This window comes from Aeromonas sp. JL9, from assembly GCF_024436075.1.
GTDB lineage: Bacteria > Pseudomonadota > Gammaproteobacteria > Enterobacterales > Aeromonadaceae > Aeromonas > Aeromonas veronii.
The window spans coordinates 198,332-212,751 of sequence record NZ_JANFNV010000003.1 but is presented as its reverse complement, the minus strand read 5'-3'; the positions used below and the strand labels follow the sequence as shown (position 1 = coordinate 212,751).

Here is a 14,420-nt window from a genome sequence, read left to right as displayed (position 1 = left end):
TTTAAACGAGGGTCTGCCGTTTTTATTGCTGAAAACAGGCGGGATCAGGCGCCTTGGCGAGCCTCGCTCAGCAGTGCCAGCGCTGGTTGGGCGTTGTCCGGCATCAGCCGGTAGGCCTTGTGGTGTTTGACCAGGGAGGTTTTCTTGTTGCCCTGGCTCAGCAGCAGGCCGTGCTTGAAGGCCGCCTCGGCCAGCACCTTCTCGTCACCGCGCACATAGAGGGTGAGGGGGTTGACAAGCTCACCGTCCTCGATATGGCCTTCATATTCGCTATGGCTTACCACCAGACTCGCTTGACCGCCCGATTGCAGGCGCAGCTTGGCGTTCACTTCGCTCTCGATCAGCACCAGCCAGCCTGCCGCTGAGAGCTCCTCCAGCAGGGCAGCCAGCTTGGCTCCCAATTGCCGCGGATTGGTCATGGCGCACTGGTATTGGAAGGCGATGCGCTCCAGCAATCCCTTGAGATCGGCCCCCGCACCCAGAGTGCGGCCAAGCTGCACCCAAGCTTTCAAATCTTCCATCACCAGACGGGAGAAGCGCTTCTCCTTGAGGGAGTCGGCCATCCAGGTGCAGAGAAAGTGGCTCTCTTGGGCCGGAGTGCGCTTGCCCGCCTTTTGCTCGGCGGTGCGGGCCAGTTCGGCCAGGCTCTGGGTGGCCATCTCGAACAGGGCCTGATTGTAGGTCGGAGAGGTCATAAGCAATCCTTGAGTTGACCACCAGGGGTCAACACCGATGACAGAGATGGCAAAGGCGCCAGTGGCGCCTTTGCGGTTCAATAGAGCAACTGCCCGCCTTATTTCGGCTGACGGGGCTTCTTGGCTGCAGCCAGACGCTTGAGGCGCTGACCCTGCAGCTTGGCTTCGGCCATCACCTGGGCCACGGCGTTATCTTCACGCTGCGGACGCTTGCCGAAGCGGCGACGCTCCTGCAGCTGTTTGATCAGCTCGTCACGGCTGCTCACTTCATAGCCCGGCACCATGATGCGGCGGATCTTCTGGCCGATCAGGGCCTCGATCTCCAGCAGGGTACGCTCCTCTTCACGGCTGACGAAGGAGATGGCCATGCCGCGCTTGCCGGCACGACCGGTACGACCGATGCGGTGCACGTAATCTTCCGCCAGGAACGGCAGATCGTAGTTGACCACGTATTCCAGATCCGGAATGTCCAGACCACGGGCGGCCACTTCGGTGGCGACCAGTACCCGTACCTTGCCTTCCATGAATTCGCGCAGGGCGCGGCGACGGTTGCCCTGGGCCTTCTCGCCATGGACCACGGCGGACTTGATGCCGTCGAGGTTCAGCTCCTCGACCAGCACATCACAGCTCTCGCGGGTACTGGCGAACACCAGCACCTGCTGCCAGTTCTGCTTGCCAATCAGCTCGGAGAGCAGCTCGCGCTTGCGCTTCTGCTCGACCGGATAGACGGTGTGGCTGACGGTGTCGGCGGTGGAGTTCTGCTTGTTGACGCTGACGATCTGCGGGCGATCCAGCATCAGGTTGGCCAGCTTCTTCACAGCATCGGAGAAGGTGGCGGAGAAGAGCAGGTTTTGACGGGTCTTGTTGACCGCTTGCAGGATCTTCTGCACATCGGCACTGAAGCCCATGTCGAGGATGCGATCCGCTTCATCCATCACCAGACACTCGACGCCAGAGAGGCTGAGGTTGCAGGCGGTGAGGTGCTCCAGCAGACGGCCCGGGGTGGCCACAATGATGTGAGCGCCCGCTTTGAGCTTCTTGGCCTGCACGTCCTGCTTGCCACCGCCGACGATGGTGATGGTGGTGATATCGAGATACTTGGCGAAGTCATTGATGTTGCTCGCCACCTGAGCCGCCAGCTCGCGGGTCGGGGTCAGGATCAGCACCCGGGCGTTGGAAGGCTGGACCGGAGCCGGATTGTCTACCAGACGCTGCAAGATGGGCAGGGCGAAGGCGGCGGTCTTGCCGGTACCGGTCTGGGCGCTGGCCAGCACATCGCGGCCACGGCGAATGGCCGGGATCGCCTGTTGCTGCACAGGGGTCATCTCCTGATAACCGCAATCTGAGACAGCACGCAAAATCTCGGGGGCAAAATCGAACGATTCAAATCTCATAATGGGTTCCTGTGTTCCAGCTGGGCTGTGTTTGGCTTGGTTAGCTCGGCATGAGCGAGACGGAGGTTGTAACCACCGACGGCTGCGCCTGACATCAAGTCAGAGAGTGAGCCGGAAAATGGCGGGCGCGAAGTGTAACAGATAGACGTCACAAATTCTGCCTCAAATGGTTGTCCTTTTCTCATCCTTTGTGGTGTGAATGGCGGTTGAAAGCAATCATTTGACTCCCAAAGACCAAGCCAAGAGCAGTGGGTGAACGGATTTGGGCAAGGACGAAAGGGATATCGATGGAACTGGAACAGTTAAAACGCCAGCTGGAGCAGCTTGGCGAGCGCAATGACAGCATGCAGCAGGCTCGCCACCGCAAGTTGCTCAATATCACCCGCGACACGGGGGAGTTGCTGTCAGTATTGGTGCAGACCCGTGGGGCGCAGGCGGTGCTGGAGATTGGCACCTCCAATGGTTACTCCACACTCTGGCTGGCAGAAGCGGTGCGTCGGTTGGAGGGGCACGTGACCACCATTGAGCTGGATGAGGATAAGCGCGTACAGGCCCATGACAACTTTCAGAGGTCAGGGTTGGCCCCCTGGGTAACCTTGCTGGCAGGGGATGCGAGTGAGCTGTTACCGACCTTGCCGCAAGCCGGCTATCAGCTCATCTTCCTCGATTCGGATCGTCAGCACTACCGGGCATGGTGGCCGCAGATCCGCCGTCTGCTGGCACCCCGTGGCCTGCTGGTGGTCGACAACGCCATCTCCCATCGCAGCGAGATGGTGGAGTGGATGAACGAGGTCGGGCAGGATCCGGCCTTTGCCACCTCGCTGGTGCCGGTCGGCAAGGGGGAGTGGCTGGTGGTGCGTTTGTAGGGGGTAGCTACAAAAAATCAGCCCCGCATTGGCGGGGCTGATTGTGAAAGCGCATCAGGGTCTCGGTCGGTCGGATCAGACCGCCAGATAGTCCATAATCCCTTCGGCCGCTTTGCGCCCTTCGTAGATGGCGGTCACCACCAGATCGGAGCCACGCACAGCGTCGCCACCGGCGAACACCTTGGGGTTGCTGGTCTGGAAGGCGTATTCCGCCTGCTCGCGGGCCTTGATGCGATCCCGGTTGTCGAGCTCGATGCCGAACTCTGCCATCCAGGGCTGGGGGTTAGGCTGGAAGCCAAACGCCATTACCACCGCATCGGCGGCCAGCACCTGCTCTGAGCCCTCGATAACCACCGGATTGCGGCGGCCATTGGCATCGGGTTCACCCAGCTCGGTGCTCACCACCTTGATGCCGACGGTGCGACCGCTGGCATCCAGCTCGACCGCCACCGGCTGCAGATTGAACATAAACTCAACCCCCTCCTCGCGGGCGTTTTTCACCTCCCGCTTGGAGCCCGGCATGTTCTCCTCGTCGCGGCGATAGGCGCAGATCACCTTGGCGGCCCCCTGACGGATGGCGGTACGCACGCAGTCCATGGCGGTATCGCCACCGCCCAGCACCACCACCTGCTTGCCAGCGAAGTCGATGTAGTCGGCTTGCGCCTTCTCGAAGCCCAGCAGCCGGTTGGCGTTGGCGATGAGGTAGGGCAGGGCGTCATAGACGCCCGGTGCCTCTTCGTTGGCAAAGCCGCCCTTCATGTACTTGTAGGTACCGACCCCGAGGAAGACCGCATCGAACTCGCCGAGCAGATCGGCGAAGGTGATGTCCTTGCCCACTTCGGTCTCGAGACGAAACTCCACGCCCATCCCCTGGAAGATCTCGCGGCGACGCTGCATCACCTCTTTTTCCAGCTTGAAGGAGGGGATGCCGAAGGTGAGCAGGCCGCCGATCTCCGGATATTTGTCAAACACCACCGGGGTGACGCCATTGCGTGCCAGCACATCGGCACAGGCGAGACCCGCAGGGCCGGCGCCGATGACGGCGACCCGCTTGCCGGTCTTGACCACGTTCGAGAGATCGGGCTTCCAGCCCATTTCGAACGCCTTGTCGGTGATGTACTTTTCGATGTTGCCGATGGTCACCGCGCCGAAGCGATCGTTAAGGGTGCAGGAGCCCTCGCAAAGGCGATCCTGCGGGCAGACCCGACCGCACACTTCCGGCAGGCTGTTGGTCTGGTGGGAGAGCTCTACCGCCTCCAGAATGCGCCCCTCTTTGGCCAGTTTCAGCCAGTTGGGGATGTAGTTGTGGACCGGGCACTTCCACTCGCAGTAGGGGTTGCCGCACTCGAGGCAGCGATCCGCCTGCATCTGTACCTGCGGCTGATTGAAGGACTCGTAGATCTCCACAAACTGGATTTTGCGGATCTTAAGCGGCTTCTTGGGCGGGTCAACCCGCTGGACATCGATAAACTGAAATACGTTCTGGCTCATAGGGTTCCCTCCTTATTGCGCCTGGATTCTGAGTTCTGCACTGGAACGGCTGGTGTGACCCAGCAGCGATTTCACGTCGCTGGACTTGGGTTTGATCAGCCTGAACTTGGGCACATAGGAGTCGAAGTTGGCCAGGATCTCCTCGGCGCGCGAGCTGCCGGTCTCATTGAGGTGCGCCGTGATGATGCCGCGCAGGTGCTCCTGATGGATGGCGAGATCCGCCACGTCCAGCAGTTCCACCAGCTCGGGGTTAGTGCGCTTGGCAAAGTTGCCGCACTCGTCGAGCACGTAGGCAAAGCCGCCGGTCATGCCTGCCGCAAAGTTGACGCCGGTCTGACCGAGCACGGTGACGATGCCACCGGTCATATATTCACAGCCGTTGTCGCCAATCCCCTCGACCACCGCCAGGGCACCGGAGTTGCGCACCGCGAAACGCTCGCCAGCAGTGCCTGCGGCGTAGAGCTTGCCGCCGGTGGCACCGTAGAGGCAGGTGTTGCCGATGATGGCTGCTTCGTGGGATTTGAACGCCACGCCGACATGGGGCTTGATCACCAGCTTGCCGCCGGTCATCCCCTTGCCCACATAGTCGTTGGCGTCACCGGTGAGGATCATCTCGAGGCCGCCTGCGTTCCAGACGCCGAAGCTCTGGCCCGCGGTGCCGTTGAAGTGCACCTTGACCGGATCCGCCGCCATTCCCTGGTTGCCGTGACGTTTGACGATCTCGCCCGAGAGGCGCGCACCCACCGAGCGGTCGGTGTTGCGAATGTCGTAGCGGAACTCGCCGCCGCTTGAGGTTTCCACCGCCTCCAGCAGATCCTCCACCATTTTCAGGTTGAGTGGCCCCTTGTCGAAGGTGGGGTTGTGCTGCTGGCTGAACAGGCTGGAGCCTGCCGGTGCCACCGGACGGGCCAGAATGCCGGAGAGATCCAGCTTGGCCTGACGGGCGGTGAGGCCGGGCAGGGCTTCCAGCAGATCGGTGCGGCCAATCAGGTCGGTCAGCTGGGTGACGCCGAGCTGGGCCATCAGCTCGCGGGTCTCCTCGGCGATGAACTTGAAGTAGTTCATCACCATCTCCGGCAGGCCGGTGAAGTGCTCGCGACGCAGCTTCTCATCCTGAGTGGCAACGCCGGTGGCGCAGTTGTTCAGGTGGCAGATCCGCAGGTATTTGCAACCGAGCGCCACCATGGGGCCGGTGCCAAAACCGAAGCTCTCGGCGCCGAGGATGGCCGCCTTGATGATGTCGAGGCCAGTCTTGAGGCCGCCATCCACCTGCAGCCGCACCTTGTGGCGCAGACCGTTGGCGACCAGCGCCTGCTGGGTTTCAGCCAGACCCAGTTCCCACGGGGAGCCGGCATATTTGACCGAGGTGAGGGGGCTCGCGCCAGTGCCGCCGTCATAACCGGAGATGGTGATGAAGTCGGCATAGGCCTTGGCCACGCCGCAGGCGATGGTGCCGACGCCGGGTTCGGAGACCAGTTTCACCGACACCAGACAGCTCGGGTTGATCTGCTTGATGTCGAAGATGAGCTGGGCCAGATCCTCGATGGAGTAGATATCGTGGTGCGGCGGCGGCGAGATCAGGGTCACGCCGGGCACGGAATAACGCAGCTGGGCGATCTGGGCGGTGACCTTGTCACCGGGCAGCTGGCCACCTTCGCCGGGCTTGGCCCCCTGCGCCACCTTAATCTGCACCACATCGGCGTTCATCAGGTAGTGGGGGGTGACACCGAATCGGCCGGAAGCCACCTGTTTGATGCGGGAGTTCTTCTCGGTCCCGAAACGCTTGGGATCTTCGCCACCTTCGCCGGAGTTGCTCTGACCGCCGAGGCGGTTCATGGCCACAGCCAGTGCCTCGTGGGCCTCAGGGCCGAGGGCGCCGATGGACATGGCGGCGGAGTCGAAGCGGGGGAACAGCTTGTCGGCTGGCTCAACCTGATCCAGCGCGACCGGATTGTCGACCTTCTTCAGCGCCAGCAGATCGCGCAGGGTGGCAACCGGGCGCTCGTTGACCAGACGGGCGTACTCCTTGTAGTCGGCATAGTTGCCGGAGCGCACCGCGGTTTGCAGGGTCTGCACCACATCCGGGTTGTAGGTGTGGTACTCGCCGCCGTGGACGAACTTGAGCAGGCCGCCGTGGGGGAGGGGTTTGCGCACCAGCCAGGCCTGACGGGCCAGATTGTGCTGATCCTGCTGGATGTCGGTAAAGTCGGCACCTTGAATACGGCTCGACACGCCGCGGAAGCAGGTATCGACCACCGCCTTGGCCAGGCCCACCGCTTCAAACAGCTGGGAGCAGCGGTAGCTGGCGACCGTGCTGATGCCCATCTTGGACATCACCTTGTAGAGCCCCTTGTTGATGCCGTTGCGGTAGTTGACCATGGCCTGGCGCAGGGACATGGTGAGCACGCCCTCTTCAACCTGTTTGGCCAGGGTTTCGTAGGCCAGATAGGGGTAGATGGCGGTCGCGCCAAAGCCCAGCAGCACCGAGAAGTGGTGCGGGTCGCGGCAGCTCGCGGTTTCCACCAGAATGTTGGCGTCGCAGCGCAGGTTGTTGTCCACCAGGGTGCGCTGCACGGCACCCACCGCCATGGCGGCCGGGATCGGCAGGGTGTCGGCGCTGATATCGCGATCCGACAGCACCAGCAGCACGGTGCCACTCTTGGCAGCGGTTTTGGCCTCCTCGCAGATGCGCACGATGGCCGCTTCCAGCCCCTCTTCTGGCTTGAAGTTGAGGCTGATCACCTGATGACGGTAGTACTCACCTTCCAGTGCCAGTAGCTGGTGGAAGTCGGAGTAGAGCAGGATCGGTGACTGGAACAGCACCCGGTGGGCGTGGCCGAAGGTCTCGTTGAAGACGTTCTGCTCGCGACCGATACAGGTGGCCAGCGACATCACGTGGTTTTCCCGCAGCGGATCGATGGGCGGGTTGGTCACCTGGGCAAACATCTGGCGGAAGTAGTCATAGAGGGTGCGCGGGCCGGAGGAGAGCACCGCCATCGGGGTGTCATCCCCCATGGAGCCCACCGCTTCCTGACCATTTTCACCGAGAACCCGGATGATCTGATCCAGCTCCTCGAAGGAGTAGCCAAACAACTTCTGATAGGTTTTCAGCTGGTCGTAGGAGAACTCGCGGCTACCGGTCTGGCTGTCGTCCATCTGCTCGAAGGGGACCAGTCGGCGGCAATGTTTATCCATCCACTGCTTGTAGGTGTGACGGTTCTTGAGGTCGTCATCGATCTCGAAGCTGGTCCACACCTTGCCGTTGCTGGTATCCACCACGAACAGCTCGCCCGGGCCGACTCGGCCCTTCTCCAGCACTTCGTCCGGGGTGTAGTCCCAGGTGCCGACCTCGGAGGCGAGGGTGATGAACTTGTCCTTGGTGATGACGTAGCGGGCCGGACGCAGACCGTTGCGATCAAGTGCGCAGGTGGCGTAGCGACCATCGGTCATGACGATACCGGCCGGGCCGTCCCACGGCTCCATGTGCATGGAGTTGAAGTCGTAGAAGGCGCGCAGGTCATCATCCATGTTCGGATGTTTTTGCCATGCAGGCGGGATCAACAGGCGCATGGCGCGGAACAGGTCCATGCCACCGGCGAGGAAGAGATCCAGCATGTTGTCGAGACTGGAGGAATCCGACCCCGTGGTGTTGACGAAGGGAGCCGCTTCCTGCAAATCGGGGATCAGCGGCGTCGCAAACTTGTAGCTGCGAGCCTTGGCCCACTGGCGGTTGCCGGCGATGGTGTTGATCTCGCCGTTGTGGGCCAGATAGCGGAACGGCTGGGCCAGCGGCCAGCGCGGGCTGGTGTTGGTGGAGAAACGCTGGTGGAAGACGCAGATGGCCGCCTGCATACGGATGTCGGCGAGATCCAGATAGAAGCGCGGCAAGTCCACCGGCATGCACAGTCCTTTATAGACGGTGACCAGATTGGAGAGGCTGACCACATAGAAGTAGTCGTCGTTGACGCGCTTTTCGATGCGGCGACGCACGATATAGAGGCGGCGCTCGAGATCCTTGTCGACCCAGCCGGGCGGGGCGTTGACAAAGACCTGTTCAATGCTGGGCAGGGAGGCTTTGGCGATGGTACCGAGTACGTTGGTATCGACAGGCACCTTGCGCCAGCCGACCAGACTCAGGGTCTCTTTTTCCAGCTCTTCGTCGATGATGTCGCGGGTCTGCTGGGCCAATACGGGGTCAGGGTTGAGAAACAGCATGCCGACCGCATAGTTGCGGCCAAGGTGCCATCCCTTCTCCTCGGCGACAGCTCTGAAGAAGCTGTCCGGTTTTTGCAGCAGCAGACCGCAACCATCGCCGGTCTTGCCATCGGCGGAGATCCCGCCGCGGTGCTGCATGCGAGCCAATGCTGACATCGCGAGACGGACAAGCTTGTGGCTGGCTTCCCCTTCCATGTGGGCCAACAGGCCGAAGCCACAGTTATCCCTCTCCAGCTTTGGATCATATAGTGACATTGCATTTCTCCCTTGCTCGGCCTTGTATCGCACAGTCATCACCTGACTGCATAAATCGCGATTGGCTCTTGTGGTTCCGTCTGCCTGACGTGGCGAATCTCCAAACTAATGGGATTTTCTGGCGAGGTCAATCGCAGGTCAGGTTTGTCTTCATGGTTACATTCGCATAACAAAATGTCGGGTTAGGGGGATTCGCTCGCAGTTATGAAGTATTTATTCTGTGTTGTTTGATTTTGTTGGTTAAATATATCGCCATTGACAGGCTCAATGGTGTGCTCGGCGACGATGGGCGAATGTAGTAATTTTACCAACCCGATGTGGCCGACAGCGGAAGGGATCACATTTTCAATATCCCATGCTTGCAATTGTGTGCTGTCGGGTCTCTTTGAATTTTTCATTGTTCAACAGTGGGTTATCAGGTCTCATTTTCATATGGATGTTTACTGTTTGAATCGTCAAAGAACTGTAAAAATCCTTTTTTTGCGTTTTTTCTCTATATTTATTCAAAATTGGTCGGGTATTTATATGTTTTACCCTCTCCGCTAGCTTGATCCAGCTCAGCCCCTGTTTTGCGCAAGCTCGTACAATGGCGCTCCTTTAGTGGAGGTGTCATGCAGTTACACGAACTCGTCAATACATTCGGTCAGGATCTCAAGCAGCGTCATGGTCAGAAGATCCACAAACTCTCTATCCACGGGGCCTTCACCTGCCCGAACCGTGACGGCACCCTGGGCCGTGGTGGCTGCACCTTCTGCAACGTATCCTCTTTTGCCGACGAGTCGGCTCAGCAACTCTCTGTGGTGCAACAACTGCTGGCTCGCCGGGACGAAGTCACCCGTGCCAAGCGTTATCTTGCCTACTTTCAGGCCTATACCAGTACCTATGCCGGGGTCGAATATCTGCAGCGGATGTATGAAGAGGCGCTGTCGGTGAGCGATATGGTGGGGCTCTGCGTGGGCACTCGCCCCGATTGCGTGCCGGATGCGGTGCTGGATCTGTTGGCGGGCTATCAGGCCCGGGGTTACGAGGTGTGGCTGGAGCTCGGGCTGCAAAGTGCCAATGACAAGACCCTGCAACGGATCAACCGCGGCCATGGTTATGCCGCCTATGAGGATGCGGTAAGACGTGCCCATCAGCGCGGCATCAAGGTATGTGCTCATCTGATCGTCGGCCTGCCGGGCGAAGTGCCGATGGACAGCCTCGATACCCTGCATCGCATCGTTGCGACCGGCGTGGAGGGGATCAAGTTGCATCCGCTTCATGTTGTTGAGGGTAGTACTCTTGGCAAAGCGTGGCAGGCGGGTCGGCTTGAGGTATTGACGCTGGAGCAGTATGTGGAAGCGGCCGTTGCCATGATCCAGCACACGCCGCCCGAGGTGGTGTATCACCGGATTTCGGCCTCCGCGCGCCGTCCTACTCTGTTGGCGCCAGCCTGGTGTGAAAATCGCTGGACGGCCATGGCGGACATTGCCAAAGCACTCTCATTGAACGGCCCGCAAGGTCACGCGTTGGGCAGACCCTTCATACTTCCTGACCTATAATTGAGCGCCAGATTATTATTTTCACGTAAAACATAGGGTTATATAAAAAACTTCATACCCTAAACTATAGTTTTGGTACGTGCCGGTTGATATAGTGGTGCGCCATAATAAATGTCATTATCAATTAACTCCGACATTCACCCTGATTGCAGTGTTAGCATGGTGTTGATGAGCCGATTATTTTTACCAATAACGATTCATGCCGCCATTGCTGCTGTGCCGGGAAATTGGGGATGAGTGTCGCGATCTATCTGGACAGGTTTATCCCCTGATCAGTCTCATCAGCGGGAAGGCCACTCGGTTTTAGCGTGGCTATAGCAGGGAAATATGAGCGATGAACGCTCTTATCTACCTCATTTATGCAGTGACAGGATGCTATGCAAGCAGAAACAAGTCGTATTGATGAGTTATTGGAGTGTCTGGTCTTCTTGACCCGTTTTTATGGTGTGCCCAACAGTCAGGATGCCCTGACGACCGGGTTGCCACTGGTCTCTGGACGCCTGACTACCGCACTCTTTTGCCGTGCTGCCGAGCGTGGCGGGTTATCCGCCCGTGAAGTGATACAGCCACTGGCCGATATTTCTCCCTTGCTGCTGCCTTGCGTATTGCAGATGCGCAGTGGTGGCGCCTGCATTTTGCTGGAGTGGAACGAAGATCGCAGCCAGGGGAAAGTGATTTTCCCGCAGGCCGGTGATGCCGCGCAATGGCTGACCGCAGCCCAGTTGGGTGATGAGTATCTGGGGCGCCTCTTCTACGTGAAGAAGCAGTTCAAGTTTGATGAGCGCTCGCCCAAGGTGCTGGAAACCCGTGATGGCCACTGGTTCTGGAGCACCTTGTTCGAATCCCGCGGCATCTATCGCGATGTGCTGATCGCCTCCATTCTGATCAACCTGTTTGCCATCGCCAGCCCTCTTTTCACCATGAACGTCTATGACAAGATTGTGCCCAATCTGGCGTTTGATTCGCTCTGGGTGCTGGCGGTCGGGGCTATGGTGGTCTTTACCTTCGATTTTGTGATGCGGCAGTTGCGCAGTTACTTTATTGATATCGCTGGCAAAAAGTCTGATGTGCTACTGTCCGCCAAGATTTTCGCCAAGGTGATGGGCATGAGGATGGAGTCTCGTCCCGCTTCCACTGGCGCGTTCGCCAAACATCTGCAGGAATTTGAATCGGTGCGGGAGTTTTTCACCTCCGCAACGGTTTCTACTCTTATCGATCTCCCTTTTGCCGTCTTCTTCCTTTTTATTATCTGGATGTTTGCAGGCGTAATGGTGGTGGTTCCCATCGTCGCCATGCTGATCCTCATCGCCTACAGCTTCTATATTCAGGAGCCCCTCAAGCAGTCCATCGAAGAGGGTTCACGCCTTGCGTCCCAGAAGAACGCCAACTTGATTGAAAGTATTTCCGGGCTGGAAACCGTCAAGATTTTCGGCGCCGAGAGCATGTTCCAGCATCGCTGGGAGCAGGCCGTCTCCCATATTTCCACCTGGGGCGTACAGACCCGCCGCATTACCAACTCCATGTCCTCGCTGGCCAGCTATATCCAGCAGGTGGTGACGGTCGGTCTGGTGATCGTCGGTGTTTACCAGATCTCCGAAGGTTTGGTCACCATGGGGGGCATGATTGCCGCCGTGATGCTCTCCAGCCGCGCCATTGCGCCCATGGTGCAACTCTCCGTGTTGTCGACCCGTTATAACCAGGCCAAATCTGCACTGGATATTCTGGAAAAAATCATGCAAACCCCGGGAGAGCAGGAGGAAGGCAAGCAATATATTCATCATCCGGTGATTGCCGGTCGAATTGAATTCGAAAATGTCTCCTTCAAATATCCGGGAATGGAAACCAGCACCCTGCACAATATCAATTTGCGCATTCAGCCGGGCGAAAAGGTGGCGATTATCGGCAGGATTGGGGCGGGTAAAACGACCCTCGAAAAGCTGTTGATGGGGTTGTATCGACCGACCGATGGCTCGGTACGTATCGACGGCTTTGAACTCGATCAACTGCCACCTGCGGTGATCCGTCGCAATATCGGTTGTGTCCCGCAAGATGTCATTCTTTTCTTTGGCTCGGTGCGGGACAACATCATGCTGGGTAATCCGCTGGTGGATGATGTGAGAGTCTTGCGCGCAGCCAAGCGGGCGGGTGTCACCAACTTCACCAACCGGGATCCTAATGGGTTAGATCGGCAGATAGGCGAGGGGGGCCGTCAGCTATCCGGTGGCCAGCGTCAGTCGATCCTGCTGGCACGCGCCCTGCTCAATGATCCCCCCATTCTGGTGATGGATGAGCCGACCTCCAACATGGACAATCAGTCCGAGATGCAGGTCAAACAGGAGCTCGCCAGACTGGGCCCGGAAACCACATTGATCCTCATCACTCACAAAACCTCGATGCTGGATGTGGCATCGCGAGTTATCGTCATCGAGCAGGGGCAGATCGTTGCTGATGGTCCCAAAGAGGTGGTGTTACAGCAGTTGAAGGAAGGCAAGGTGCGCGTGCAGGAGGTGTCCCATGGTTAAGGGGCTCATGGACTGGTTCAAACGCAGCAAAAAGACGCCTTCCGGCGAGGTATTGCCAGCACCCGAGCATCTGGAGTTTGTCGATGACGGCGCGGCAGCTGTACTGCTGACCACGCCGACCGGAGCTCGCATCCTGTTGTGGTGCTGTTTCCTCTTTTTCATGAGTGCCATCGTCTGGGCGGCCTGGGCCGAACTGGATGAAGTCACCGTGGGTCAGGGCAAAGTTATTCCGTCCCGTCAGCTGCAGGTGATCCAGAACCTGGAAGGGGGGATCGTCAAAGAGATCTTCGTCAAAGAGGGGGACATCGTCGAAAAGGGGCAGCCGCTGCTGCGTATTGATGACACCCGTTTCCGCTCCGACTTTAGAGAACGGGAGCAAGAGGTCGTCACCCTCAAGGGGGATGTGGCCCGTCTGCGCGCCGAGATGGCCAGCGTCGAGGTGAAAAACGACCCGGCACTGGGGTGGCGTGAACAGGTCGTGGTAGGTGAAGCGCCAATCCAGTTTCCCGATGGTTATGAAACTGTCTTTGCCGAATACGCACACCGTGAGCGCTCTGTACAGCGGGATCGCCTCAATAACCTGAAGAACCAGCTTTATATTCTTGGTCAGCAAATCGAACAGAAAGAGCAGGAGCTGATTGAACTTAATGCCAAAATTCGCACCGTGAATCGCAGTGTGGATCTGGCCAGACAGGAACTGAATATTAGCCGTCCGCTGGCGAAAGAGGGTATAGTGCCTCAAGTGGAGCTAATTAAGCTGGAGCGGCAGGTCAACGAGATGCAGGGGGAGCTGGAGAGCAACCGTCTGCTGATCCCAAAACTCAATTCGGTACTGCGTGAGACCATCTCCAAGCGTAATGATATTGCGCTGAAGTTCAGAGCAGACTCCCAGACTGAACTGAATGAGAAACAGGGGCGGCTTGGCCAGTTATCAGAAGGGCAGGTTGGCTTGCGAGACAGGGTCGACCGGACCAGCGTGATTGCTCCGCTCAAGGGCACCATCAAGAAACTCAAGATCAACACCCTGGGCGGTGTGGTTCAGCCCGGCATGGATTTGATGGAGATTGTGCCGTTGGAGGATACCTTGCTGGTTGAAGCCAAGGTGTCACCGAAAGATATCGCCTTCCTGCGACCGGGGCTGGATGCCATCGTCAAAATTACTGCCTACGACTTTACAATCTATGGAGGATTGCATGGCAAGGTTGAACAGATAAGTGCGGATTCGATCCAGGATGAGGAGGGGAACTCCTTTTATCTGGTTCGTGTTCGAACAGAGAAGAGTTACTTGGGCGATGAGCTTAACGCACTTCCCATCATCCCCGGTATGTTAGCCAGTGCTGATATCATTACTGGTAAAAAAAGTGTCCTAGACTATTTGCTTAAGCCGATTTTACGGGCAAAGCAGTCGGCACTGAGAGAACGATAAGCCAACAATCTAAAA

The 14,420-nt window shown here is 58.5% G+C and carries 8 protein-coding genes; 4 read left to right on the top strand and 4 right to left on the bottom strand.

Going from position 1 to position 14,420, the window contains the following annotated elements; genetic code table 11:
• Nucleotides 1-44: 44 nt before the first annotated feature.
• Nucleotides 45-695, bottom strand: a complete 651-nt coding sequence (locus NOM06_RS04475) for a DUF2913 family protein (RefSeq protein ID WP_255910025.1) — start codon at nt 693-695, stop codon at nt 45-47.
• A 98-nt stretch (nt 696-793) separates the two neighbouring features.
• The gene (locus NOM06_RS04470; RefSeq protein ID WP_005337380.1) at nt 794-2,089 is read right to left on the bottom strand and encodes a DEAD/DEAH box helicase; all 1,296 of its coding nucleotides are present in this window, start codon (nt 2,087-2,089) and stop codon (nt 794-796) included.
• 287 nt (nt 2,090-2,376) lie between these two features.
• Between NOM06_RS04470 and NOM06_RS04465 the strand changes: the two genes are divergently transcribed.
• Nucleotides 2,377-2,955, top strand: coding sequence for an O-methyltransferase (locus NOM06_RS04465; RefSeq protein WP_139442617.1), 579 nt, complete (start codon nt 2,377-2,379; stop codon nt 2,953-2,955).
• A gap of 75 nt (nt 2,956-3,030) precedes the next feature.
• Here the strand turns inward: NOM06_RS04465 and NOM06_RS04460 are convergent, their stop codons facing one another.
• Nucleotides 3,031-4,446 carry an FAD-dependent oxidoreductase gene (locus NOM06_RS04460; protein ID WP_005346752.1) on the bottom strand — a complete coding sequence of 472 codons (1,416 nt, stop codon included), beginning with the start codon at nt 4,444-4,446 and terminating at the stop codon, nt 3,031-3,033.
• A 12-nt stretch (nt 4,447-4,458) separates the two neighbouring features.
• Nucleotides 4,459-8,916: a glutamate synthase large subunit gene (gene gltB / locus NOM06_RS04455; RefSeq protein WP_255910024.1), complete on the bottom strand. Its 4,458-nt coding sequence runs from the start codon at nt 8,914-8,916 to the stop codon at nt 4,459-4,461.
• 611 nt (nt 8,917-9,527) lie between these two features.
• Here gltB and NOM06_RS04450 point away from each other — a divergent pair.
• The 3 genes from NOM06_RS04450 to NOM06_RS04440 all read left to right on the top strand — a co-directional run bounded on the left by NOM06_RS04450 (nt 9,528) and on the right by NOM06_RS04440 (nt 14,405).
• Nucleotides 9,528-10,457 carry a TIGR01212 family radical SAM protein gene (locus NOM06_RS04450; protein ID WP_255910023.1) on the top strand — a complete coding sequence of 310 codons (930 nt, stop codon included), beginning with the start codon at nt 9,528-9,530 and terminating at the stop codon, nt 10,455-10,457.
• A 377-nt stretch (nt 10,458-10,834) separates the two neighbouring features.
• Nucleotides 10,835-12,979 carry a type I secretion system permease/ATPase gene (locus NOM06_RS04445; RefSeq protein ID WP_005350980.1) on the top strand — a complete coding sequence of 715 codons (2,145 nt, stop codon included), beginning with the start codon at nt 10,835-10,837 and terminating at the stop codon, nt 12,977-12,979.
• Nucleotides 12,972-14,405, top strand: coding sequence for an HlyD family type I secretion periplasmic adaptor subunit (locus NOM06_RS04440; protein ID WP_005350982.1), 1,434 nt, complete (start codon nt 12,972-12,974; stop codon nt 14,403-14,405). The genes NOM06_RS04445 and NOM06_RS04440 overlap by 8 nt, the downstream gene beginning before the upstream one ends.
• The last annotated feature ends 15 nt before the right edge of the window (nt 14,406-14,420 follow it).

What these genes read in the sequence shown, in the direction of transcription:
- NOM06_RS04475 (WP_255910025.1), bottom strand. Translation starts at nt 695, where the DNA reads ATGACCTCTCCGACCTACAATCAGGCCCTGTTCGAGATGGCCACCCAG.
- NOM06_RS04460 (WP_005346752.1), bottom strand. Translation starts at nt 4,446, where the DNA reads ATGAGCCAGAACGTATTTCAGTTTATCGATGTCCAGCGGGTTGACCCG.
- NOM06_RS04440 (WP_005350982.1), top strand. Translation starts at nt 12,972, where the DNA reads ATGGTTAAGGGGCTCATGGACTGGTTCAAACGCAGCAAAAAGACGCCT.
- NOM06_RS04450 (WP_255910023.1), top strand. Translation starts at nt 9,528, where the DNA reads ATGCAGTTACACGAACTCGTCAATACATTCGGTCAGGATCTCAAGCAG.
- NOM06_RS04470 (WP_005337380.1), bottom strand. Translation starts at nt 2,089, where the DNA reads ATGAGATTTGAATCGTTCGATTTTGCCCCCGAGATTTTGCGTGCTGTC.
- NOM06_RS04445 (WP_005350980.1), top strand. Translation starts at nt 10,835, where the DNA reads ATGCAAGCAGAAACAAGTCGTATTGATGAGTTATTGGAGTGTCTGGTC.
- NOM06_RS04465 (WP_139442617.1), top strand. Translation starts at nt 2,377, where the DNA reads ATGGAACTGGAACAGTTAAAACGCCAGCTGGAGCAGCTTGGCGAGCGC.
- gltB (WP_255910024.1), bottom strand. Translation starts at nt 8,916, where the DNA reads ATGTCACTATATGATCCAAAGCTGGAGAGGGATAACTGTGGCTTCGGC.